Origin of the sequence: Kordiimonas aquimaris (genome assembly GCF_025574485.1) — a bacterium.
Classification (GTDB): domain Bacteria; phylum Pseudomonadota; class Alphaproteobacteria; order Sphingomonadales; family Kordiimonadaceae; genus Kordiimonas; species Kordiimonas aquimaris.
Genome location: NZ_JAOBPO010000001.1, coordinates 7,501 through 31,539, shown reverse-complemented (window position 1 = coordinate 31,539; position 24,039 = coordinate 7,501). Strand labels below are relative to the sequence as shown.

The 24,039-nt window shown below is 47.1% G+C and carries 13 protein-coding genes (1 of these 13 only partly in view); 8 read left to right on the top strand and 5 right to left on the bottom strand.

Translation table 11 applies throughout. The annotated features are described in order from the left end of the window. The first annotated feature begins 2 nt into the window (after positions 1-2). From ptsP to clpB, 8 genes are all read left to right on the top strand, one after another. Entirely contained in the window at positions 3-2,264 is a 2,262-nt protein-coding gene (gene ptsP, locus OEU88_RS00095; RefSeq protein WP_262693054.1) for a phosphoenolpyruvate--protein phosphotransferase, read from the top strand. 275 nt (positions 2,265-2,539) lie between these two features. Further along, positions 2,540-3,505, top strand: coding sequence for a helix-turn-helix domain-containing protein (locus OEU88_RS00090; RefSeq protein ID WP_262693053.1), 966 nt, complete (start codon positions 2,540-2,542; stop codon positions 3,503-3,505). A 162-nt stretch (positions 3,506-3,667) separates the two neighbouring features. After that, the gene (gene ispG / locus OEU88_RS00085) at positions 3,668-4,783 is read left to right on the top strand and encodes a flavodoxin-dependent (E)-4-hydroxy-3-methylbut-2-enyl-diphosphate synthase (RefSeq protein ID WP_262693052.1); all 1,116 of its coding nucleotides are present in this window, start codon (positions 3,668-3,670) and stop codon (positions 4,781-4,783) included. A 20-nt stretch (positions 4,784-4,803) separates the two neighbouring features. Further along, the gene (gene hisS / locus OEU88_RS00080; protein WP_262693051.1) at positions 4,804-6,051 is read left to right on the top strand and encodes a histidine--tRNA ligase; all 1,248 of its coding nucleotides are present in this window, start codon (positions 4,804-4,806) and stop codon (positions 6,049-6,051) included. Next, positions 6,048-7,127: a peptide chain release factor 1 gene (gene prfA / locus OEU88_RS00075; protein WP_262693050.1), complete on the top strand. Its 1,080-nt coding sequence runs from the start codon at positions 6,048-6,050 to the stop codon at positions 7,125-7,127. The genes hisS and prfA overlap by 4 nt, the downstream gene beginning before the upstream one ends. Continuing rightward, positions 7,124-7,993: a peptide chain release factor N(5)-glutamine methyltransferase gene (gene prmC, locus OEU88_RS00070; protein ID WP_262693049.1), complete on the top strand. Its 870-nt coding sequence runs from the start codon at positions 7,124-7,126 to the stop codon at positions 7,991-7,993. Before prfA ends, prmC begins: the two co-directional genes overlap by 4 nt. 192 nt (positions 7,994-8,185) lie before the next feature. Next, positions 8,186-8,911: a DUF4167 domain-containing protein gene (locus OEU88_RS00065; protein ID WP_262693048.1), complete on the top strand. Its 726-nt coding sequence runs from the start codon at positions 8,186-8,188 to the stop codon at positions 8,909-8,911. A gap of 231 nt (positions 8,912-9,142) precedes the next feature. Next, positions 9,143-11,728 carry an ATP-dependent chaperone ClpB gene (gene clpB, locus OEU88_RS00060; protein ID WP_262693047.1) on the top strand — a complete coding sequence of 862 codons (2,586 nt, stop codon included), beginning with the start codon at positions 9,143-9,145 and terminating at the stop codon, positions 11,726-11,728. An 88-nt stretch (positions 11,729-11,816) separates the two neighbouring features. On the opposite strand, the gene OEU88_RS00055 is transcribed toward clpB, so the two are convergent. The 5 genes from OEU88_RS00055 to OEU88_RS00035 form a co-directional block, all read right to left on the bottom strand. After that, the gene (locus tag OEU88_RS00055) at positions 11,817-14,876 is read right to left on the bottom strand and encodes a TonB-dependent receptor plug domain-containing protein (protein WP_262693046.1); all 3,060 of its coding nucleotides are present in this window, start codon (positions 14,874-14,876) and stop codon (positions 11,817-11,819) included. A gap of 430 nt (positions 14,877-15,306) precedes the next feature. Beyond that, the gene (locus tag OEU88_RS00050) at positions 15,307-18,510 is read right to left on the bottom strand and encodes a TonB-dependent receptor domain-containing protein (RefSeq protein ID WP_262693045.1); all 3,204 of its coding nucleotides are present in this window, start codon (positions 18,508-18,510) and stop codon (positions 15,307-15,309) included. Between the two features lie 651 nt (positions 18,511-19,161). Further along, the gene (locus OEU88_RS00045) at positions 19,162-22,353 is read right to left on the bottom strand and encodes a TonB-dependent receptor domain-containing protein (RefSeq protein ID WP_262693044.1); all 3,192 of its coding nucleotides are present in this window, start codon (positions 22,351-22,353) and stop codon (positions 19,162-19,164) included. 451 nt (positions 22,354-22,804) lie between these two features. After that, positions 22,805-23,362 carry a hypothetical protein gene (locus OEU88_RS00040; protein WP_262693043.1) on the bottom strand — a complete coding sequence of 186 codons (558 nt, stop codon included), beginning with the start codon at positions 23,360-23,362 and terminating at the stop codon, positions 22,805-22,807. A 190-nt stretch (positions 23,363-23,552) separates the two neighbouring features. Further along, a protein-coding gene (locus tag OEU88_RS00035; protein ID WP_262693042.1) for a M23 family metallopeptidase crosses the window boundary here: on the bottom strand, positions 23,553-24,039 show its 3' end. The gene runs 950 nt beyond the window's last position; the window shows 487 of its 1,437 coding nt (coding positions 951-1,437); its start codon lies off the right edge, out of view — the gene reads right to left on this strand; its stop codon occupies positions 23,553-23,555.

Genomic DNA, 24,039 nt, shown 5'->3' with positions numbered 1-24,039 from the left:
CCTTGCCTGACCATGTTAGCCAGCCAAGACTACTTCTAAGGCGTTTGCACAGTGTGATGGCAAGCGACGGTGCTGCTCAACAGCGGCTTGACCGTGTTGTGCGTGTAATTGCCCAAAATATGGTAGCGGAAGTATGTTCGGTTTATCTATCACGTGCTGGCGGCATTCTTGAGCTTTTTGCTACAGAAGGCCTGAATGCAGAAGCTGTGCACCGCACAAGGTTGCGCTTTGGTGAAGGTCTTGTTGGCCTGGTTGCCGAGCGTGGTCTGCCGCTTAATTTAAGCGAGGCAACAAGCCATCCGCGGTTTGCGTACCGTCCAGAAACCGGTGAGGATATATATCATAGCTTTCTCGGCGTGCCGATTCTTTACCACGGTAAGGTCAGCGGCATTCTGGTCGTGCAGAATGTAACGCCGCGCACCTACATGCCCGAAGAAGTTGAAGCATTGCAAACCATTGCCATGGTTCTTGCCGAACTTGTCAGTTCTGGTGATCTTGTTGCTGCTGGTGAGTTATCTGAGGATGCCACTTCTGTTGGTCAGCCGATTGCACTTGATGGGATTGCCCTTGTGGCAGGTATCGGTGCAGGTGTGGCAGTTTTGAAGAAGCCACAAGTTCATATTACGCGAACGGTCGCTGAAAGTGTTGATGAAGAGCTTGCGCGCCTTGATGAAGCCATAACGCGCATGCGGCAGCAACTTGAAGATATGCTGGAACATCCTGACTTGGCGCATGGCGGCGAGCACAGAGAGGTGCTCGAGACATATCGCCTTTTTGCCTATGATCGTGGCTGGCAGGAAAAAATTCGTGAAGCGGTTAATTCCGGTCTGACCGCCGAGGCTGCTGTTGAGCGTGTTCAGCAGGAAAACCGGGCCCGCATGGCCAAGATTCGCGATCCATATTTGCGTGAACGGATCCTTGATTTTGAAGATTTGGCAGCGCGCCTAATTCGTATCATCCAAGGTGATACAGACACAGGTAAGCAACCATTGACGCAAGACAGTGTTCTTGTTGCACGCTCGATTGGTCCGGCAGAACTCATGGATTATGATCCTCAATTTCTGAAAGCAGTGGTGCTTGAAGAAGGATCATCGACGGCGCACGTGACCATTATTGCTCGCGCTATGGGTATCCCCGTTATGGGGCAGATCTCCGGCCTGCTTAATCACATAGAGCAAGGTGATGAAGTTGTTGTTGATACAGCACAAAACCACGTCTATGTCCGCCCATCTGACGAAATCATTGAAGGCTATAGCGAAGCCGTTAAGGTGCAGGAGCAATTGCTCGCAGAGTATGCAGCGGAACGTGATTTGCCGGCCATTACCAAAGATGGTCAACAGATTGATCTGTTGATGAATGCTGGTTTACTTGCCGATTTGCCCAGCCTGGATACCAGCGGTGCGGAAGGTATTGGTCTTTTCAGAACCGAGTTTCAGTTCATGGTCTCACCTGCGCTGCCCAGAGTGGACGAACAAACGCGTGTTTACTCTGCAGTGTTGGATGCGGCAGGTGATAAGCCGGTTGTGTTTAGAACACTGGACATAGGCGGCGACAAGCCAGTGCCGTTTCTGCCGCGCGAATCTGAAGAAAACCCAGCGATGGGGATGCGCGCAATTCGCGTTGCACTCGAGAGGCCTGCGTTACTGCGATATCAACTTCGTGCTCTGCTTTATGCTGCTGCAGGGCGTGATTTGCATGTAATGTTCCCGATGATTGCCGAGGTGGCGGAGCTGCGTCGCTGTAAGGCGATACTCAAGAAAGAAATTGACCGGCTTGATAAATTTGACAAACAACAACCTGCAAACATCAAGGTTGGCTGCATGTTTGAAGTGCCTTCGCTTAGCTGGCAACTGGATAGCCTGTTAGCTGAAGTAGACTTTCTATCAATTGGTACGAACGACTTGATGCAATTCTTTTTTGCCTGTGATCGTTCAAACCCTAAATTAGCAGATCGCTATGATTTGCTTGCGCCGCCAGTATTATCATTTCTGCGCATGATTATCTCTGCATGTCATGCAGCAAATGTTCCTGTGACTTTGTGCGGTGAAATGGGGGGGCGTTCGATTGAGGCCATGGCGTTAGTTGCTCTTGGTTTGAAGAAGATATCGGTGTCACCTACATCAGTTGGCCCTGTTAAACGATTGCTGCGGTCTGTCGATATGCGACAATTGCATGACTTCTTGTCTGATCACATTCAATCGACTGAACATTCGATTCGCGACTCGTTAATTTATTTCGCGCGCGATCATGGAATTAAGATGTAATTTCATCCTATCTGTATGTTTTTACCATTATTTTGCCCAGAAAATTTGATTCTAATTGACTCTATTGCTTAATTGTTTGTTGATTTGAATCTGGTTAGATATCGTTTGTTTTCGATCTGTCGCTGTTTATGGCTTTTATAAAGTCGCTGTTTATGGCTTTTATAAAGCCGAGAATACTGTGTTTATTTCGACAGCCACATGATTAAATGATTATACCAAGCGAGAAGCGAATAATTGTGGCAAACACAAATCACTGATCGCGTTAGGACGGGGTTATGGCAAATAAAGCTGTAGAAAATTTATCTGCTGTTGCTGATATGTTGCGCACTGCGCGCCGTGAGCAAAAGCTGTCTTTGCAAGATGTGGCTGCAGACATATGTGTTCGGCGATGCTTTCTTGAAGCGATCGAAGAAAATGATGTTTCGCGTCTACCAAATCAAACTTTTGCTGTTGGTTTCGTCCGTTCATATGCAAAAATGCTTGGCTTGGATGATGCTGCTATTGCTCAACAATTCAAAAACGAGCTTCTGGCATTAGAGAATGATGAGGCCACCGAAGAAGCGCTTGTGACAAATGGCGCTGTTGCTGAGTTGAAACCGGTTGTCGAGCAGAAAAAGACTGCAAACATAAAGCATATAACTACCAAGAAAAGTGGTTGGCCCGCTTGGTTTTCACCGGTTGCAGGGCTTGTTGGAGCTTTTGCTTCTTGGATGTTTATCAGTGCGCAGATGACAGGAGCTGTATGGCAAGCTAGTAGTATAGCATCTTCAACTGATGTTGAAGTGCAGCAACTCGCAGCTATTCAGTCACGTTATATCCAGAAAGAAGATGTAAGCCTCTTATCTGCTGTTTCTAGCCAAAGTTTGTCGAATGAGAGCTTTGCCCGTAACTGGCTATATGCAGATGCTGACGGCATTGATACACGTGGTTCGTTGTTTTTCTCGGCGGCAAATGCTGATGTACAAACAGACGAGAGAATTAGTGATGAAACATTGACGCTGCACGCGCAAGAAGATAGCTGGCTCCAGCTAACATACGCCGATGGTACAGCCATGTGGTCTGGTGTGTTGCGTGCTGGACAAGACTATACGCCGAGTCTTACCGACGAATTGTTTTTAACAACAAGCAACGCTGGTGGTGTTTATGTTGTTAGCGGTCAAAAAACTATTGGACCTCTTGGCGATCGCGGCGCCTTGGTTCAGGACCTTGCTCTTAATCAATCGACACTATCTCAATTTTAGGGTCGCGGCGTGATAGAAACATAAACTAATATTTTCTATCAAATCATGCATGTATACAACTTCATAACATTCTATATTTTTCTTTGCTTCCACTGCTAACGCGGCTGATGTATAACGCGGCCTGTAGATGTTTTGTGCTGTGTTATTGAGATGGAATAAGCAATGAGTATACGCCCATGGAGAGACGTCATAAGACGTAAATCCCGCCAGATTATGGTTGGGTCTGTTCCTGTTGGCGGCGATGCGCCTATCACCGTGCAGACCATGACCAACACTCTTACATCTGATGCACCCGCTACTATCAAACAAATACATGCTGCGGTGGAAGCTGGTGCAGATATTGTTCGGGTTTCCTGCCCTGACGAAGCATCAACTGCCGCTATGCCTGAAATATGTCGTGAGGCTGGTGTACCAATCGTCGCAGATATTCATTTTCATTATAAACGCGCCCTGGAAGCAGCAGATGCAGGTGCAGCGTGTTTGCGCATCAACCCCGGTAATATTGGTTCTGCTGAACGTGTGAAAGAAGTTGTGACAGCTGCAAAAGCGAACGGTTGTTCCATGCGCATCGGTGTAAACGCAGGCTCGCTTGAAAAGCACTTGCTGGACAAATACGCTGAGCCCTGCCCTGAAGCATTGGTTGAGAGCGCACTTGAACACGCTCGCATACTTGAAGACAATGACTTTACTAATTTTAAAATTAGCGTGAAAGCCTCAGATGTTTTCCTGGCAGTAGCCGCATATCATGGTCTGGCGGATGCGTGCGATTATCCATTACACCTTGGTATTACTGAAGCGGGCGCTCTGCGCGGCGGTACCGTGAAATCGTCTATTGGGCTGGGTTCACTTTTGTGGGCGGGTATAGGAGATACCATTAGAGTTTCGCTTTCGGCTGACCCTGTTGAAGAAGTAAAGGTTGGTTTTGAACTGTTGAAGTCTCTTGGGTTGCGACACCGTGGTGTGCAGATCATTTCCTGTCCTTCATGCGCACGCCAAGCATTTCCCGTTATCAAAACTGTTGAAGTACTTGAAGAGCGGTTAGCTCATATCCACACGCCTATGAGTCTTTCAATTATTGGCTGTGTGGTGAATGGTCCAGGTGAGGCACGTGAAACAGACATTGGCTTAACGGGTGGTGGTAACGGTAATCACATGGTTTATCTATCCGGCATGACAGACCATAAAATTTCTGACGATAGGCTCGTTGATCATATCGTTGAGCTTGTAGAGAATAAAGCGTCCGAATTGGACAGCGCTGCGGCGAAAGCTGCTCAATAGCTATTTAGAGGAAAACTCCTGTGTCCAAACTGCAACCTGCGCGGGGCACGCGTGATATATACGGTGATGACGCACGTCATATGACTATGGTGGTAGACACGTTTAAACGTGTTGCAGCCTCATATGGTTTTGAGGAAATGGTAACGCCGATTTTTGAATTTACCGAGGTCTACAAGCGGCCACTTGGTGAAGCATCGGATATTGTCTCTAAAGAAATGTACAGCTTTGAAGATAGAGGCGGTGAAGAGATCACGCTTCGGCCTGAGTTTACAGCTGGTGTATGCCGTGCCTTTATCTCTAACGGACTGCAGCAGAATCTGCCTTGCCGGTTTATGAGCCACGGCCCGGCCTTTCGGTACGAACGGCCGCAAAAAGGTCGCTATCGTCAATTCCATCAAATTAACGCTGAACTGCTTGGTTCTGATGCACCAGAATCTGATGTCGATATGCTTTCGCTTGCGTGGCGCATTCTATCCGAGCTTGGCATTTCAGATGACGTTGTGTTGCATTTTAATACACTAGGTGATGTTCAAAGCAGGACGCAGTACCGTGACGCGCTGGTAGCGTATTTTTCTAAACACAAAGACACATTGTCTGAAGATAGTAAGCGCCGCCTAACGACCAATCCGCTGCGTATTCTGGATAGTAAGGACGCTAGTGATAAAGAGATTGTTGCAAATGCTCCGCTGATATCCGGCAGTTTAACTGATGAAGCGCGTTCGTTTTTCGATACGGTCCGTCGCGGGCTTGATGTAATAGGGATTCCTTATCACCATGATGAACGGTTGGTGCGCGGGCTTGATTATTATACCCACACAGCATTTGAGTTTGTGACGTCTGCACTGGGTGCTCAAGGTACAGTGCTTGCTGGTGGTCGTTACGATGGATTGATTGAACAATTGGGTGGCCCAGTGACACCTGGCATTGGTTGGGCCGGTGGCATTGAGCGCCTTGCTATGCTCTCGCAGGCTGGCGCTGCACCTGCGCGTAGTGTTGTGATGATGCCAATGGGTGACGCGGCAACGCTGAAAGCTTTTGCTCTTGCTGAAGGCCTGAGAAGAAATAATTTTACTGTCACACAGGACCGCAGTGGTAATCTTAAAAAGCGTTTGAACCGTGCGAATAAAGCTTCAGCAAGATTTGCTGTCGTTATTGGTGATAATGAGCTTGAAAACGGTGTGGTTGCGTTGAAAGACCTGGACACGGGAACGCAACAGGAAATCAGTTTTGATCGACTTGCCTCTGCAATCCAGGAGAGTAACAAGTGATTACGGAAGAACGCATTGAACAATTACTAACGCGGTACGATTACCTTGAGCATGCACTTGGTACACCAGACGAATTTTCGAACGAAGAATTTGTAAAGCTTAGTAAGGAATATTCGGACCTTGGCCCGGTCGTTGAAGCGGCGCAAGCCTTGAAAGATGGGCGCGCTGAAATGGCCGACCTTGCCGAGATGATGGCGTCCGGTGATGATCCAGATATGAAAGAGTTGGCACAGGAAGAATTTCTTGAGTTGAAGGAAAAACTACCTGTAATGGAGCGTGAACTTTCCATTGAGTTGTTGCCTAAAGACGTTGCTGATGAACGTTCGGCTATTTTAGAGATAAGGGCCGGCACGGGCGGTGATGAAGCAGCATTGTTTGCGGGCGACCTTTATCGCATGTATGAGCGCTTTGCCGAAAGCCAAGGCTGGAAGGTTGAACTGATTAACAGCTCTTCGGCTGATGTTGGCGGTTTCAAGGAAGTGATGGCAAACGTTACCGGTAAAGGCGTGTTTGCTAAGATGAAGTTTGAATCAGGTGTTCACCGCGTTCAGCGTGTGCCTACAACTGAGTCTGGTGGGCGTATTCACACTAGCGCAGCTACTGTTGCGGTGCTGCCTGAAGCGGAAGAAGTGGACGTGGAAATTCGCAATGAAGATATCCGTATCGATACGATGCGGGCATCAGGGTCTGGCGGGCAGCACGTTAATACGACCGATTCTGCGGTGCGTATAACGCACCTTCCAACTGGTATCATTGTTGTACAAAGCGAAAAATCACAGCACAAAAACCGCGATAAAGCGATGAAGATTTTGCGTGCCCGTTTGTACGATCTGGAACGTGAGAAGATACACTCCGAGCGCTCGGAAGATCGCAAGGCGCAGGTGGGATCAGGTGACAGGTCGGAGCGCATTCGTACATATAATTTCCCGCAAGGGCGTGTGACAGATCATCGGATCGGGCTGACATTACATAAGCTAGATCAAATTCTTGCAGGCGAAGGCTTGGTTGAAGTGGTCGAAAGCCTTATTTCAGAAGATCAGGCGGCGAAACTGTCTGCTATGGAAGCTGGCTTTTGATCGAGGCTGTTGATTTGTTGCCAAGCAAAGTATTGCGTGGTGCAGTTGAATGCTTGGCGGGTAAAGGTAACCCTAATGCGCAGCGTGATGCAGAAGTAATGCTTGCGCATGTTTTGAGCGTGGCTCCTTCACATCTGCCACTCATAAATGAATCAATGTCCATCGCAGACTATCAGGTGTTTCAGCACATGATTGAACGCCGCCTCACTAATGAGCCAGTGGCGTACATAACGGGTCGTCAGAGTTTCTGGACTGGTGAATTCATAGTTGATGAGCACACACTTATTCCGCGCCCTGATACTGAAACATTGGTCGAGGTTGGAGCGCTAGCTTTAAAAGGAATAAATGATGGCCAGGTTCTGGATATAGGGACGGGAAGCGGGTGTGTTTTGCTCAGTATTTTGTCTGAGGCGGAAAGCAGTACAGGTGTCGGCATTGATGTATCTGAAGGCGCGCTTGCAATCGCGGCTCAAAATGCAGATGAAAATAATTTAAATGCAAGAACACGGTTCATTCTTGGTGACATGTTTGAACCATTTAACGGAGAAAAACTGCAAAAGGCTGACCTTATTGTGTCTAATCCGCCTTATATTCCAACGCAGGATATTGATGACCTGATGGATGATGTTAGAGATTATGAGCCATTGTCTGCGTTGGACGGAGGTGCAGATGGGTATGATTTTTACCGACGCATCGCTAACGAATCAGCTTTATACCTAAAAATAGGTGGAATTCTTGCGGTTGAAGTTGGTTTTGACCAGGCGCAGACCGTTAGAGCTCTTTTCGAGGCAGTAGGATTTAAAGATATTTTAATTAATCAGGACTTGAATGGCATTGACAGGGTTGTTTCAGGTAAAAATAGTTGAATCGAACCAAATTCTTACTTGGAAACGCAGGATATACCCGTTAGGGTAATTAAATCTTACCGCAATCGAAGTGCCTGATTGGCCATGTTGCAATTAGATATCCGAAAAATGTCGATTGTCGATCTCGGAAAACTGACAGGCATTGCTTGTCATTTACATGAAATTTCTTTCATTATTTGGTACTGAATAAGCATGAAACAGGCTCAGAACGCGCAAAAAAGGCGTGGCAGACCTACGTCCCGAAATAACGGGAAGTCTAACCATAATAATCGCAACGATTCTAAGCCTCGGGGTAATCCGAAGCAGCTTTGCGAGAAATATAAAAACCAAGCACGAGAAGCGTTGCAGGCTGGTGATCGTATGCAGGCTGAATATTATTTTCAGTTCGCTGACCATTATCATCGTGTTGCCAATGAAATGCGTGGACCTAGTAATCAAACTGCTAACAGTCACAATAACAACAGTGATCAAAACACGGCAGGCGATGGTGAAAACAACGCACAACAACCTCGCAGGCGTCATAATAATCGGCGCAATCACCGTAACCGTGACGGTAGTGATGAGCAAAATCAAAACCAAAATGCGACGCCTCAAAATTCAGAACAGCAGAGTGTTGCTCCCCAGAATGGGACTGATAATGCAGAGGCGAGCAAAGTGGATGTTTCTACTGATGTTCCAACACAAGAAGTTGAAAATGTTAAACCTGCGCCGCGCAGAAGAAAGACGGCTGTTGCCAAACCTAATGGTGATGTCAGCAATCAAGAGCAACCGGCGGAAGTCCATCCAGAATTAAACTTGGATGCACCTGCTGAAAAACCAGTTCGCCGCCGTGCACCTGTTCGCCGTAAAAAAGCAGAAGTGACCGAAGCTGCAAGCACTGCAGATGCGAAGCCATCGTCTGATGGTGAAGCTGCATAGCTATATCTGTATATCAATTTATAAAAAGCACCCTTTTGGGTGCTTTTTTATTGTATGAAGACAAGATCGTATTTGACTGAAATTTAATGTCTGAAGTCTTGCGATTATCACTTTAACCCCCACATTAAATAACAAGATGTGCCCAATTGGGGCATCTTGAGTGAAAATGATGTAACATAAATGGTATTGCAGCCAACACGGGGCAAGCCATGATCATGGGGTTAATGACACATGAATAGTGAACGATATACAGACCGCTCCCGCGGGTTTATTCAGTCTGCGCAAAATCTTGCGCTACGTGAGAACCATCAAAGATTTACACCTGAACATTTGCTCAAGGTTCAGCTGGATGACAAGGAAGGCCTGGCTGCAAACTTATTGCGTGCTGCCGGTGCAAAACCTGAAGCAGCGCTTGCTGAGGTTGAGCAGCAATTGTCGAAACTGCCGAAAATTGAAGGTAGTGGTGCGGGGCAACTTCATCTTGATCCGATCACAGCGCAGCTTTTTGCCAAGGCAGAGGAGATTGCGGATAAAGCATCTGACAAATTTGTAACCGCAGAGCGTTTGCTGCTTGCATATTTAATGACACCTAAGTGTGTTGCTGGCGATATTTTGAAAAATGCAGGTGCTGTTGCAGATGCATTAAATAAGGCGATCAACGAAGTGCGTAAAGGCCGCACAGCGGATAGCGCCTCGGCTGAAGACAGCTATGATGCGCTTAATCGGTATGCACAAGACTTAACAGCGCGTGCGCTTGATGGGAAATTAGACCCTGTTATTGGTCGTGATGAAGAAATCAGGCGTACAGTTCAGGTATTGTCACGGCGCACCAAGAACAATCCGGTCCTCATAGGTGAGCCCGGCGTTGGTAAAACAGCTATTGCTGAAGGTCTTGCGCTCAGGATTGCCAACGGTGATGTGCCGGATAGTTTGCGTAATCGGCGAATTATGGCGCTTGATATGGGCGCCTTAGTCGCCGGCGCAAAATACCGCGGCGAGTTTGAAGAGCGCCTTAAAGGCGTTTTGCAAGATGTGTCTCACGGTGCTGGTGATGTCATTCTGTTTATTGACGAGATGCACACACTGGTTGGTGCGGGCAAAACCGATGGTGCTATGGATGCTTCTAACCTGTTGAAGCCAGCACTTGCGCGCGGTGAATTGCATTGCATTGGGGCAACAACATTGAGTGAGTACCGCAAGTATGTTGAAAAAGATGCAGCGTTAGAGCGGCGGTTCCAACCAATAGTGGTCGAAGAGCCAACGGTTGAAGATACGATCTCCATATTGCGTGGTTTAAAAGAAAAATATGAAGTGCATCACGGTGTACGTATCACTGATGGTGCGCTTGTTGCTGCTGCAACACTCTCAAATCGTTACATAACAGGCCGTTTCTTGCCAGATAAAGCAATTGACTTGATGGATGAAGCAGCCAGTCGTTTGCGGATGGAAACCGAATCCAAGCCTGAGGAAATTGATGAGCTGGACCGCCGGATTATCCAATTAAAAATTGAACGCGAGGCGCTGAAGAAAGAGAAAGATGATGGTGCGAAAGCGCGTTTAATTGATATTGAGAAAGAACTGGCAGATCTGGAGCAAAGGTCTGCAGAACTAACAGCGCGCTGGCAGTTAGAACGTGACAAGATTGCTGGTGAAAAATCAGCTATTGAACAGCTTGATCAGGCACGACGTGCGCTTGAACAAGCTGAACGTCAAGGTGATTTTGCACGAGCCGGTGAATTGCAACACGGTGTTATCCCTGATCTTGAACGACGTTTGAATGCTGAAACGACAGTGAATGACAAGGCATTGTTGCGGGAAGAAGTTCTCGATCAGGACATTGCAAGCGTTGTATCGCGCTGGACTGGTGTGCCGGTTGACCGCATGCTTGAAGGTGAGCGTGATAAACTTCTGCGTATGGAAGACGAACTTGGGAAGCGCGTTATTGGACAAAAGGAAGCCTTGGAAGCAGTTTCAAATTCGGTGCGCCGTGCGCGCGCAGGCTTGCAGGACCCGAACCGCCCACTTGGCAGTTTCCTGTTTTTAGGTCCAACAGGTGTTGGTAAAACTGAACTAACCAAGGCACTGGCGTCGTTTTTGTTTAACGATGACAGCGCAATGGTGCGTGTTGATATGTCTGAATTTATGGAAAAGCATGCCGTAGCTCGATTGATTGGTGCGCCGCCAGGATACGTTGGATACGAAGAGGGCGGTGTACTGACAGAGGCTGTGCGCCGCCGCCCTTATCAAGTGATTTTGTTTGACGAGATTGAGAAAGCACACCCTGATGTGTTTAATGTGCTCTTACAAGTGCTGGATGATGGGCGCTTGACTGATGGTCAAGGTCGTACAGTAGATTTCACCAATACGCTCATTATTCTGACATCTAACCTGGGTTCACATCTAATAGCCGAGCTGGGCGATGATGATCCTGTGGAAACGGTGCGCGGTGCTGTTATGGATAATGTCAAAGCGGCATTCCGGCCTGAATTTTTGAACCGCCTTGACGAAATTATCCTGTTCCACAGGTTGGCACGCACCCATATGGGTGAGATTGTTGATATTCAATTGCAACGGTTGTCGAAGCTGCTTGCTGACAGGAAGATCAATTTAGAATTGTCTGCAGAGGCGCGCGATTGGCTTGCTAATGCAGGATATGATCCGGTTTACGGTGCACGACCGTTGAAACGCACGATTCAGAAGTCAGTGCAGGATAAGCTAGCTGAGCTTATTTTGGCGGGTGATATAAAGTCGGGAGATAACATTGTGTTCAATGTTGGTGCTGACGACTTAGTGTCTGAAATAGCGGCTATGCATTAGCCACTGTAATTAACTCTAATGTTCTTGGAAAAGGAAAAGCCGCGGCGAACCGCGGCTTTTTTATTAGCTAAATCAGAGGTGTCGCTTCTTAGAAGCTACCACCGATGTTCACGAAGAATGTACGTCCGATTGGATCAACAGGGCGAGCAAGCGAGCCAATGAATGGGCTACGGTTGCCGAGGTTGTTAATACCAAACGTGATGTTCGCAAGGTCGTTTACACGATATGTAGCAGAGATATCATGAACAAACGCACTGCCGGTGTTCAACGGATCAGCGAAGATTGGGTTACCAGCAACATCTTCGTTGTTGATGCCAATGTTCAACTGGCTTGACTGATAACGCAACTGGTATGTCACGCTCAGATCGCCATAAGACCAAAGAGCTTGGTAGTTAACGATCCATTCAGGCAATGCTGTCTGACCGTTATCATCAAGAGCAAAGTTTGGATCTAGCGGATCCGGGAACTCAATGTTGTTAAACACGTGAGTAGCCGTCAATGTTTGGTTCAACACGCCGTAATCAGCATCAAACAGACGCTCAAGATCAAAGACATAGTTCGCTGAAAGATCGAGACCTTCTGTAGAGAAGCCGCCAAGGTTAACGTTACCAGACTGGAAGTCAGAGATTGCGTTACCATTTGCAGGATCACGTTGAACCTGAGCACAGAATGGGTTGTTTGTGGTTGGTAGATCCACACACAATTCTGCAACTTCGCGGCCCGTAAGGGCGTCAATCGCATCTTCGATTTCGATGTTGTAGTAGTCAGCACGTACGGTCAAGCCTGGCGCGAAAGACGGCGTTAAAACAACACCAATGGTGTATGTATCAGCTGTCTCAGGAGCTAGGTTTGCATTACCACCGGTCGAACCAGCAACACGTGCAGACAAGAAGTCTGCCGGATCAAAGCCAGCGTCAACAAATGTTGCACAGTTTGCTGCACGGTTAGGTGTACCAGCACCAATGTTTTCTGGTGCACATGGATCAGCTGTTACACCGATAAATGCAGGCTGTGCAGGTGAGAACAGTTCAAAGATGTTTGGTGCACGTACTGCGCGGTTGTATGTAGCACTTATGCGAATGTTCTCATCAATACGCCACTGGATAGCACCACCATATGTTTCGATGCTGCCAGCTGTACTGTGGTCTGTATAGCGGAATGAACCATCAAGTGTTAACGATTCAACAAACGGAAGATCAGCAAGAATTGGAATACTTACCTCACCAAACACTTCTGCTACATCATATTGACCATTAACGATATCACGTGCTTCGCCGAGAGTGTTGTATAGAAGACCAGCACGCTCTAGCTCAGGTGGTGTAAAGCTTGATTTCTCATCACGGTATTCGAAACCAACCGCGAAACCAACTGAACCAGCCGGTAGTTCAAAGTAATCAGCACTGTCACCAGCTAGTGTTACCAGAACTTGGCGTTGCTCGATTTCAGCACTTTCAGCTGTATCGATAAATGCAAAACCAATTGCATCAGAAGTGATGCTGTCTGTGCCGAACAAGCTTAGTGGACGACAGCTACCATCACCAGCGTCAAACGTTAGGAAGCCTGGACGATTTGCTGGAAACGGTGATCCTGGTGGCAATGCAGTCGAGTCAAGGTCAGAACGACAAACGATGTTACCTGTTGTAGGGTCAACAACCGCGTCAACTGCAGCAAAGAAACGATCCTCTACGCGGCTGTTGCCGTTGGTTGTGTTGATCTCTGTACGACCATAGTTGTAGGACGCATCCCAACGCCAGCCGTTGTCGAATTCACCGCGGAAACCACCTACGAGGCGTAGTGTATTCCGTGACGTGTTTGTTTGGCCAATAACGGCTTGATCAAGGATATCACGGCTAAGCGTAATTGCTGGTGTAATGCCATCAGCAATCGCTTGGTCGATTTGCGCACGCAAACCAGCCGGGATAAATGCGTTATCGAGCGCGATAGGAATATCATCGTTAAACGGGATACCATCAGCATCTTCAGTTCTTTGCTGAACATATTTAGTTTCAGCATAGAATTCGAGATTATCGGTAAGTTCGTAACGGAATAAGCCATTAAGATTGATGCGATCAATATAAGGAACAATTGCTGCATTCGGGTTTGCTGCCTGAATACCGTCACCGCCTGATGAATTGAACGGGCTAGACTCGATGCCGCGGTTAAATTCACGAACAGAGCCGCCGTCAAATACTTGCAGTGCAGGAATACCTGCAATGATGCCTGCATCACCTTGGCCATCAACGATACCGCCGAACACGCTACCACCAGCACCAGCTTCACGCAGAGCAATAATACCAGCAGAGCTAGAGAAGTTGATGCGGAAATCAGGAGCAAAGACTTGAGCAGCGTCTGGGTTGCGACCAAGAGCAGCTGCCAGAGCAGGTGAATTGGCAAGCAAGTTAAAGAAGCCTGCACCAAACGCATCGTCGCGGTCTACGCGATTAATGCGAGATTGGCGTGTGTATTCTGCACTTAGAACGACGTTACCGCGATCGTTAGCAAAGTTAGTGCCGCCAGTTAAGGCAACAAAAATGTTGTCCGCATCACCTTCGTCAGAAAGAGAGTACTGAGCACGGTAGTCAAGGCCTTCAAAATCATCTTTCAGGATGAAGTTAACAACACCAGATACTGCGTCTGCACCGTATACTGATGAACCACCACCGGTTGCCGTTTCAACGCGGTCAATAAGGGCAATTGGAATTGTTGACACGTCAACTGTACCGCTACCTTGAATGGCAGATACATGACGACGACCATTAACCAGAACCAGTGTTCTGTTGATACCTAGGTTACGCAAGTTCAAGCGACCAATACCAGCGTCATCGTTTAAGTCAGCTGAGTCTGTTGCATTTACCACTGAGCCGGTTGCTGTTAGTGAGCCGTTTAGAGCCGGGATTTCGCGCAGGAGTTTAGAAACGTCTGTTTCACCTGAATCGCGAATGTCGATTGCGCCGACTACGTTTACCGGGTTTGGTGCAGATACATCACGGCGAATAATCCGTGAACCTGTTACCACAACCTCTTCGATTGCTTCTTCTGAGTCTGCATCTTGTGCATAAGCAGTGCTTCCAAGCGCTAAGCTTGCTACGAGCGTTGCTGCACTACCCAATAGGGCAGCACGGCGGAATTTTTTAAGTTCCTGAGCCACGTTATGTTCCTTTGTTATATAACCCCTATCAAAAACAGTGAGATCATGTACGGCATTTGCCAGAGCTACTGTTTTTGCATGTCAAACGATAGTCAGAAGTATTCCGGCTAAAGTCATTGCGTTACTTTAACTACAGTTACACAAAACGTTAATATTCATATTCGCGAAGACTTGATCTGTGTCTCTAGAAAGATGGCTGGAAGGGCGAAAGTGTTGCAGTTAGACAACATAAGGCGCAGGGGCAGCTATAAAATTACAAAACTTAACTATGGTTAAGCATTAAAAATATAAAAATATACGCTCAAGAAACCTGAAAATTACTTCACGTCAGGAAAGCTTGATGGGGGTTAGTCTTAGTGTCTTGTCGATAGATCAATAAAAAAACGGGGCCAAGAGGCCCCGTTTCCATTAGTTGAATATCAGTTTCAGCTTAGAAGTTAGCGCTGATACCGAAAGTAAAGCGACGACCTGTAAAGTCAGAGAAGTTCAGGTTGTTACCGTTACCCGCTGCAAGGCGTGTTGCATTGCCGAGGTTATCAAAGATGTTGTTCACAACAACACGTGCTGCAAAGGTATCATTGATCTGATAACGAAGCGTTGCGTTGTATGTGTTGAAGTCTTTGAAGCGGAAGATGTCGCGGAACTCGTTACTGTCCTCATTACTAAAGAGGCCACCACTTACATGACGCCACTGCAGCAATGCAGAGAAACGATCAAGCTGGTAAGTTGCGTTGATATTCCAACGATGACGGAAGTGACCGTTTTCACGATCAAGTACATCAAGTGTACCAGAACCTACTTGCAAATCACTGCTTAGAAGCAAGAAGTAGTTTGCTGTCAGGTTAATCGTACCGTCAAGGCTTTCCGCCACATCGGCAACATCAAACGTATAGCTTGCATCTGTGATGATCGCTTCCAGACGGCGACGTGCCGCATTCACCTGACCCGTAACTGGGTTTGTAAATTGGAACGTACCAGGTTCACGTGTGAACGCACTACAAGCTGCAGCGTTCGGGAAGTTCGGGCTGTCGTAACAAGCCGCACCAACCTGTGTTGCAGTCAAGCTTGTGATAACGTTTGTTACCTCAAGGTTAGTGTAGTCAGACGAAATTGTCAGACCAGGAACAAACTCAGGCTCGAACACAAAGCCAAGTGTATAAGACTTGGATTCTTCGTTCACAAGGTTCGGGTTACCACCAGTTAGACCAGGTTGTGAAGCGTTGGTAATAACAGAGATATAAGTATCAAGAGCGATACCTGGGTTGATCTGACCAGCAGCTTGGAACTGTGCGAATTGTGCTTCACAGTTTGCACGGCGTTGTGCTGGGTTATTACCACCATCAATGAAGCGTACTTCACAAGGATCATTCGCAAAGAAGTTACCCTGCGCTTGTGGTGAGAACAGCTCAGGAATAGATGGTGAGCGGATCGCTTCCGTGTAGTTACCGCGGAATGTGAACGCATCACCAATACCTGGAAGGTTAAGGTTCAAACGGCCACCAAGTGTCCATGTGTAATCTGAACCAGCAACAGAGTTGTCCACCAAACGAACAGCACCCTCGATGTCGAAGTTGTTGATCAATGAACCAACAGCATCACCAAGGCCTTCGCCGTTATTCACAACAGGGATCAAGCCCTCAAAGTAAACTTCGTCAGTATCAAATCCACCATTAACATTCACAACAGGTGTGGTTGGGTCGATACCAATGTTTTGTGCCTGATCAACATCAAAGCGACCACGCTCGCGGCGGTGTGTTGCACCAATCGCGAAACCAACAGGGCCAGCTGGAAGATCAAACAGTTCACCAGCGATACTACCTTCAATCACAGTTTGTTGCAGCTCTAGAGAAGAGAGAACATTCTGAATCAGGTAATCACGAACATCGTCATTGAACTGGTTGTAACCAAGGATGTTAATTGGAATACAGTTTGTAACATCAGAGTTTGGTGCATCACGACGAACGCCGCCTGGCTGTGTTTCAAAGTCTGGATCAAGTGTTGCACGACAAGCCGCGCGGCCAGTTGTTGGATCAACAACTGCATCAATTGCAAGCGCATAACGAAGACCGTTAATGTTTGCATTTGATGTTTGTGCGTTTGTTTCACCGTAGCTGTATGAGAAGTCCCAATTGAATGAACGACCGAATGCTTCGAAGTCACCTTCAAAACCGGTTACAAAACGGAAACTGTCTTGTGAACGACGGTTCTCGTTACCTTCTTGAATATCAGTGTTTGTCCGAGAGATATTAAGGAACTCAGGCAATACGCCGCCATTATTCAGCGCAACAACGTCGCGGATCTCATCAGTCACAAATGGGTTGTCGGTAAGGTTAACCTGCAACAAACCACCTTGACCTGGACCAAAGAAGGTCGTTGACCAGTTAGGCTGGTTGATTGTGTCAGTAGATTCTGTGCGAGAGTATGCCGCTTCAGAGAACCAGCGAATGTTGTCAGTGATGTCATAGTGTGACAACTGCGTGAACGTGTAACGCTCAAGCGGTGAAATAAGCGAGTTTGCTTCGTTCGTAGACAACACATATGGGTTGTTGATCGCATTGGATCCGGTTGAGAAGAACAAGCCTGAACCACCATTTGCATCCACATCAACACGGCCAATATTTGCAACAGCAGCATCTACCAAGCCACCGTTTAGACCGAAGATCAATGGAACGCCAATGCCGTTACCGTTTGCGTCACGACCACCACTGAATAACAAGCCAGTGTTAGTTGTGCCTAGGCGGTGGAAGGTAGAGCCTTCTGCAAGTGGAACACCAGATTCTAGAACCTGGAACACACCAACGTTATCAAGTGCAAAGATTTGGTCAGCAATACCATCTGTTGGACCAGTGTCGGCTGGGTTACGAACAAAACCAGCACCACGTGCAAGGAACGGACGAGCAGTTGTTAGTAGTTCTTCTTGGTTTGCGTATTCCATGGAAACAACAACGTTACCACGGCCATCAGCAAAGTTACCACCAACCAATGTACGGAAGCGGTAGTTCTCAGCGTCGCCTTCACCTGCAATGCCGTATTCAGCGTCAACGTTAAAGCCTTCAAAGTCATCTTTGAGGATTACGTTAACAGTACCGGCAATCGCATCAGAACCATAAATCGGTGCACCACCAGTATAAATGGTTTCAACGCGGTCAATCAGCGCTGTTGGAATTGTGTTCAAGTCAACTTGAAGACCCAAGCCTGTGCCTGCGTTTACGCCTGAGGTCGTAACAGCGCTTTGTGATACAGTCCGGCGACCATTGATCAATGTTAGTGTACGCTGTGAGCCGAGGCCGAATGCGTTCACAAAGTTCTGACCAACGGCGTTACCGCTTTGTCCACCATTGTTAGATGCGCCTGGAATACCAAACGATGGTAGTTCGTTCAGTGCTTGTGCAACGTTGTTGAAGGCACGTAGTTCAAGGAACTCACTATCCACAACAGTTGCAGGGTTAACTGTGTCAAAACCAGATCGCTTAATCCGCGAACCGGTAACAACCACTTCTTCTACAGCCAATTCGTCATCTGCATCCGCATCTTGCGCGATAGCAGGATTGACGCCGGCAACGCCGACTGCGCCGAGCAGGGCACATGCAGTGCCTAGTCGTAATTTGCGCTTAAACTCATCAGTATGAGCCATATTAAACTCCTCCCAAGGGTGTTACGAGAAACTACCCAGTGTTTGTCAAAGAAAGTCTCGGAACTGCTGTGTCCAATACACAGACAATGCCCAAGTCCAAGTTGGTGACCAAAGGCTAAACAGAGTATGGGAATCGCGCGGAGGAATTCCGGCGAACTTGTCATGCAAATTTAAGAAAAAAGCAGGCGTGTGTGGCGCAGTAAACACAGAAATTGCAAAGGTATATAACTAAAGTATTATTGTTATAAACCAATAACTTATCTCTTAAGTTTTACATACTGCATGTTGTGTGGAAGTCATGCATCAGGCGTCAAACAGGTGATTCGTTGCGTGTAGCTGCGACACTGAATCGATAGTAAATTGACGCGCATTTCAGTCTTTTTTGATCTTACTGAAACAAAATTTGTTTAAAATCCAGAATGCACCAAATGCTGGTTCTGGTGCTATTTGTTGTGCGGATATATGAGCTTTCAGCGCTTATCTTAAAGGAATGTGAGGCATTGTTTCCAAACGGATTACTTATCACTCCTGGTTGAGATGATTCCTATCTAACGCATGTATTCATATCAGCTGAGAGTTGCTGCGAACTTTTTCGGCATAAAAAAACGGGGCCCAAAGGCCCCGTTTCGTTTATCTCTATTTCGCTTAAGCTTAGAAGCTAGCGTTGATACCGAAGATAAAGCGACGGCCTTGGAAGTCAGAGAAGTTGATGTTGTTACCACCAGCTGCTGCAAGACGTGTCTCGTTACCCAGGTTATCGAAGATGTTGTTCACTACAACACGAGCAGCAAAGGTATCATTGATTTGATAACGAAGCGTTGCGTTGTAAGTGTTGAAATCTGCGAAACGGAAGATGTCACGACGATCATCGCTGTCCTCGTTAGAGAAGCGACCACCACTTTCATGACGCCACTGCAGCAATGCAGAGAAACGATCAAGCTGATAGCTTGCGTTTACCTGCCAGCGGTGACGAAGGTGGTTACGCTCACGATCAAGAACATCAAGATCAGCTGAACCAACTTGCAGATCAGACTTCAGAAGGAAGAAGTAGTTTGCAGTCAAGTTCATTGTGCCGTCTAGAGCAGATGATACATCAGCAAGATCAAACGTATAGCTTGCATCTGTAATGATCGCTTCAAGACGACGACGTGCTGCGTTTACCTGACCAGTGATGAAGTTCTCAAGCTGGAAGCTAGTTGCATTACGCGTGAACTGAGCACATGACGCTTCGTTCGGGAAGTTGTTACTGTCGTAACAAGCGTTAGCAACCTGTGTCGCAGTCAAGCTTTGGATCACATCTGTAACTTCAATGTTAGTGTAGTCAGATGAAATCGTCAGGCCTGGAACAAACTCAGGCTCGAATACGAAACCAAGAGTGTATGCTACAGACTGCTCGTTGCGAAGGTTCGGGTTACCGCCAGTAAAGCCAGGCTGTGAAGCGTTGGTAATTACTGACACGTATGTGCCGAAATCAACCGCTGGGTCAAGCGAACCAGCTAATGAAGCGAATTGTGCTTCACAGTTTGCACGACGTACAGCTGGGTTAGGACCATTACCGATGAAACGGTTTTCGCAAGGATCTTGTGCGAAGTTGAATGTTTGTACTTGTGGTGCAAACAATTCAGTGATCGCAGGTGAACGGATAGCTTCCGTGTAGTTACCACGGAACGTGAACGCATCACCAATACCTGGAAGGTTCAAGTTCAAACGGCCACCAAGTGTCCATGTGTAATCGCCACCAGCAGCAGAGTTGTCCACGTAACGAACAGCACCCTCAATGTCGAAGTTGTTGATCAATGAACCAACAGCATCACCAAGGCCTTCGCCGTTAGATACGATCGGAATCAAAGCCTCTGCGTATACTTCGTCAGTGTCGAAGCCACCAGCAACCGCACCAACTGGAGCAGTTGGATCGATGCCGAGTTGTAGACCTTGGTCAACATCAAAACGACCACGCTCACGACGGTGTGTTGCACCGACCGCGAAACCAACAGGGCCAGCTGGAAGATCAAACAGTTCACCAGCGATGCTACCTTCGATTACAGACTGTTGTAGCTCAAGAGTAGAGAGGTTGTTCTGGATTAGGTAATCACGAACATCCTGACCAAACTGATTGTAACCAATAATGTTAATTGGAATACAGTTTGCTACGTCATTGTCATCCCCAGGTACGCGAACGCCACCAGGTTGGAAATCACGACCTTCAACTGTTGAACGACATGCTGCACGACCAGTTGTTGGATCAACAACTGCATCAATTGCAAGCGCATAACGAAGACCGTTAATGTTTGCATTCGATGTAACAGCGTTTGTTTCACCGTAGCTGTATGACAAGTCCCAGTTCCATGAACGACCGAATGCTTCGAAGTCACCTTCAAAACCGGTTACGAAACGGAAGCTGTCTTGTGAACGACGGTTCTCGTTACCTTCTTGAATATCAGTGTTTGTACGTGTGATATTCAATGTTTCTGGTGTAACTCCGCCATTATTAAGAGTAAGAATGTCGCGGATCTCGTCAGTCACAAATGGGTTGTCTGCTACATTAAGTTGTAACAGGCCAGATACACCAGGTGAGAAGAAGTTTGTTGACCATGAAGGTTGGTTGATCTCATCCGTAGATTCTGAACGAGAGTAAGCAGCTTCAGAGAACCAACGAATGTTGTCTGTCAGGTCATAGTGTGACAACTGCGTGAACGTGTAACGCTCAAGCGGTGAAACCAATGTGTTTGCTTCGTTCGTAGACAACACATATGGGTTGTTGATCGCATTAGAACCTTGCGAGAAGAAGATGCTGTTACGACCAGCTGTATCAGTTGGACGAACACCAATGTTTGCTACAGCTGCGTCTACAAGACCGCCGCCTAGACCGAAGATCAATGGAACGCCAATGCCGTTGCCATCTGCATCACGACCACCACTGAACAACAGGCCAGTATCGCCAGCACCTAGCTGGTGGAACAATGAACCTTCTGCAAGTGGAACACCAGATTCTAGAACCTGGAATACACCGTTCGTATCAGTTGAGAAACGAAGGTCAGCAATGCCATCGCCTGCGCCGCCGTTAGCTTCGTTGTTCACAAAACCAGCACCAGTTGCAAGATATGGACGTGCAGATGTTAGCAAGCCATCTTGACGCGCGTATTCCATGGAAACAACAACGTTACCACGGCCATCAGCAAAGTTACCACCAACCAATGTACGGAAGCGGTAGTTCTCAGCGTCGCCTTCACCTGCAATGCCGTATTCAGCGTCAACGTTAAAGCCTTCAAAGTCATCTTTGAGGATTACGTTAACAGTACCGGCAATCGCATCAGAACCATAAATCGGTGCACCACCGGTATATACAGTTTCAACGCGGTCGATCAGTGCTGTTGGAATTGTGTTCAAGTCAACTTGGATACCTGAACCAGCAACACCAGTACCTGTGATAGATACAGATGATTGTGATACAACGCGGCGGCCGTTAACCAATGTTAGTGTACGCTGTGAGCCGAGGCCGAATGCGTTCACAAAGTTCTGACCAACGTTCTGACCAGCCTGGCCACCGTTTTCAGATGCACCTGGAATACCAAAAGATGGTAGCTCGTTCAGTGCTGTTGCAACGTTGTTGAAAGAGCGAAGTTCAAGGAACTCGCTATCCACAACAGTTGCAGGGTTAACTGTGTCAAAACCAGTACGCTTAATCCGCGAACCGGTAACAACCACTTCTTCTACAGCTAATTCGTCATCTGCATCCGCATCTTGCGCGATAGCAGGATTGACGCCGGCAACGCCGACTGCGCCGAGCAGGGCACATGCAGTGCCTAGTCGTAATTTGCGCTTAAACTCATCAGTATGAGCCATATTAAACTCCTCCCAAGGATGTTTCGAGAAACTACCCAATGTTTGTCAAAGAAAGTCTCAGCGGCTGTTGCACGAGTACAATGCCCACTAAGCCCACTGCAGTGAACGAAATGTTTAGTACATAAGTAAAGGAACTATATAACTTATGTATGACTTAGGTTTAATACGGACGGCCCACTGTTGCGAAATGGTCACAATGTGGTGATGCACAATGGTGATCCTGCCCTTAGAAAGCATTAAGATTGGTGTTTGCTGCGGAATTTAGTCACTTGGGATGGAAATGTGGGGATGTGATTTTAGCGCTTATTGGAATCGATTAACCAATATTTCCATGATTTGTTGATACACCATGGTTTAGTTGAGTAAGAGAAAGTTTAGAGTGGGTAACGCAATAAATTACTGCTCAATATGTTTGCATATTGAGCAGTAATGACTTTGACCTATTCTTATTTTATCGGATACGCTTCAAACTGCCACGGCGACCATTCATACCTTCAACAAAGCCGTTGTAGCCGCCTAGGGCATTTCGTTTGATACGGATGGTTTTAGCGCGTTTCGGGACGATAAGATGTGACCCACCGATTTCTTTCCATACCTGACCGTTCGACATTAAGAAGTAGTATTTGCCGATGGCATCTTGCCACGCTCGCGTGAAAGTAAATATCTGTTGCTTAGGTGGCTTTGCTTTACCGTCTTTATTGGCACGCCTGGCGAGTTCGTTTGCACTAAAACCAAAATCACCGTTACGTGTCGTTGTTCTGTTTAGCGGTCTATCCTTAAGCAGATTACCGTTGGACGCTTCTGCTTTGTTGGCTTCTTCCTGCTTTAAAATTTCAATGGCAGCGTTAAAACACTCTAACTTGTCCGCTGGGTCCTTGATCTTGTCGCAGGCCAAAAGCTCTTTGATTGAATCGTCTTGAGCAATTGTAGGTACATAACCACCTATCTGAATGGCAACAAATGTTGCAGCGGCAACAGACAGTATTTTTCTTTTACTCAACATAGCCATAATCAAACTCGACCTTATAAACTGAAACAACGGTATTGCACGCTTGCATATTGATCTTAAGAGCCTTGAATTTCAAGCTTCTTGATAGACTGCAATCCTGAATTTTACTTTGTATAACATGATAGCCAGCTTTTGGTATCAAATCACGGTTACTTTTTCCCGTGTTCATCAGTGCATCGGTTGCCGGGTATCAGCGCGCTTTTGCCGTTGTTGCTGCCAGCCCAGCTCTTTGTTGATCATGATTCTCAATACGTATCATGTCTGCAACGATTACCTCGCGCCTTAATTGGAATGCCTTTAATGCGTCACCTGATAGACTTTTCCCGCTTGGTAGTTTCAGTGTCAGCGGATTGACCGGCTTGTTATTTACAAGCACTTCATAATGGAGATGTGGTCCATTTACGCGGCCTGTGGCTCCTGAATAACCTATGATCTGGCCCTGTTCAACGCGCCGTCCTTTTTTAATACCTTTGCCGTACCGACTGAGATGGGCATAGGCCGTTTTGTAACTATTGTTATGTCGTATACGGATATAGTTACCGTAACTGCCGTTCCGTGCAGCCATTTCAACAACGCCATCTCCAGAGGCCATAATGGGCGTGCCTGGGCGTGCTCTAAAATCCGTTCCTGTGTGCATGGTTCGGTAGCCAAGCACCGGATGTTTTTTTCGCGGACCA

Coding starts and splice junctions, on each gene's coding strand:
- OEU88_RS00050 (WP_262693045.1), bottom strand. CDS start 18,510: ATGGCTCATACTGATGAGTTTAAGCGCAAATTACGACTAGGCACTGCA.
- OEU88_RS00040 (WP_262693043.1), bottom strand. CDS start 23,362: ATGGCTATGTTGAGTAAAAGAAAAATACTGTCTGTTGCCGCTGCAACA.
- OEU88_RS00065 (WP_262693048.1), top strand. CDS start 8,186: ATGAAACAGGCTCAGAACGCGCAAAAAAGGCGTGGCAGACCTACGTCC.
- clpB (WP_262693047.1), top strand. CDS start 9,143: ATGAATAGTGAACGATATACAGACCGCTCCCGCGGGTTTATTCAGTCT.
- OEU88_RS00090 (WP_262693053.1), top strand. CDS start 2,540: ATGGCAAATAAAGCTGTAGAAAATTTATCTGCTGTTGCTGATATGTTG.
- ispG (WP_262693052.1), top strand. CDS start 3,668: ATGAGTATACGCCCATGGAGAGACGTCATAAGACGTAAATCCCGCCAG.
- OEU88_RS00045 (WP_262693044.1), bottom strand. CDS start 22,353: ATGGCTCATACTGATGAGTTTAAGCGCAAATTACGACTAGGCACTGCA.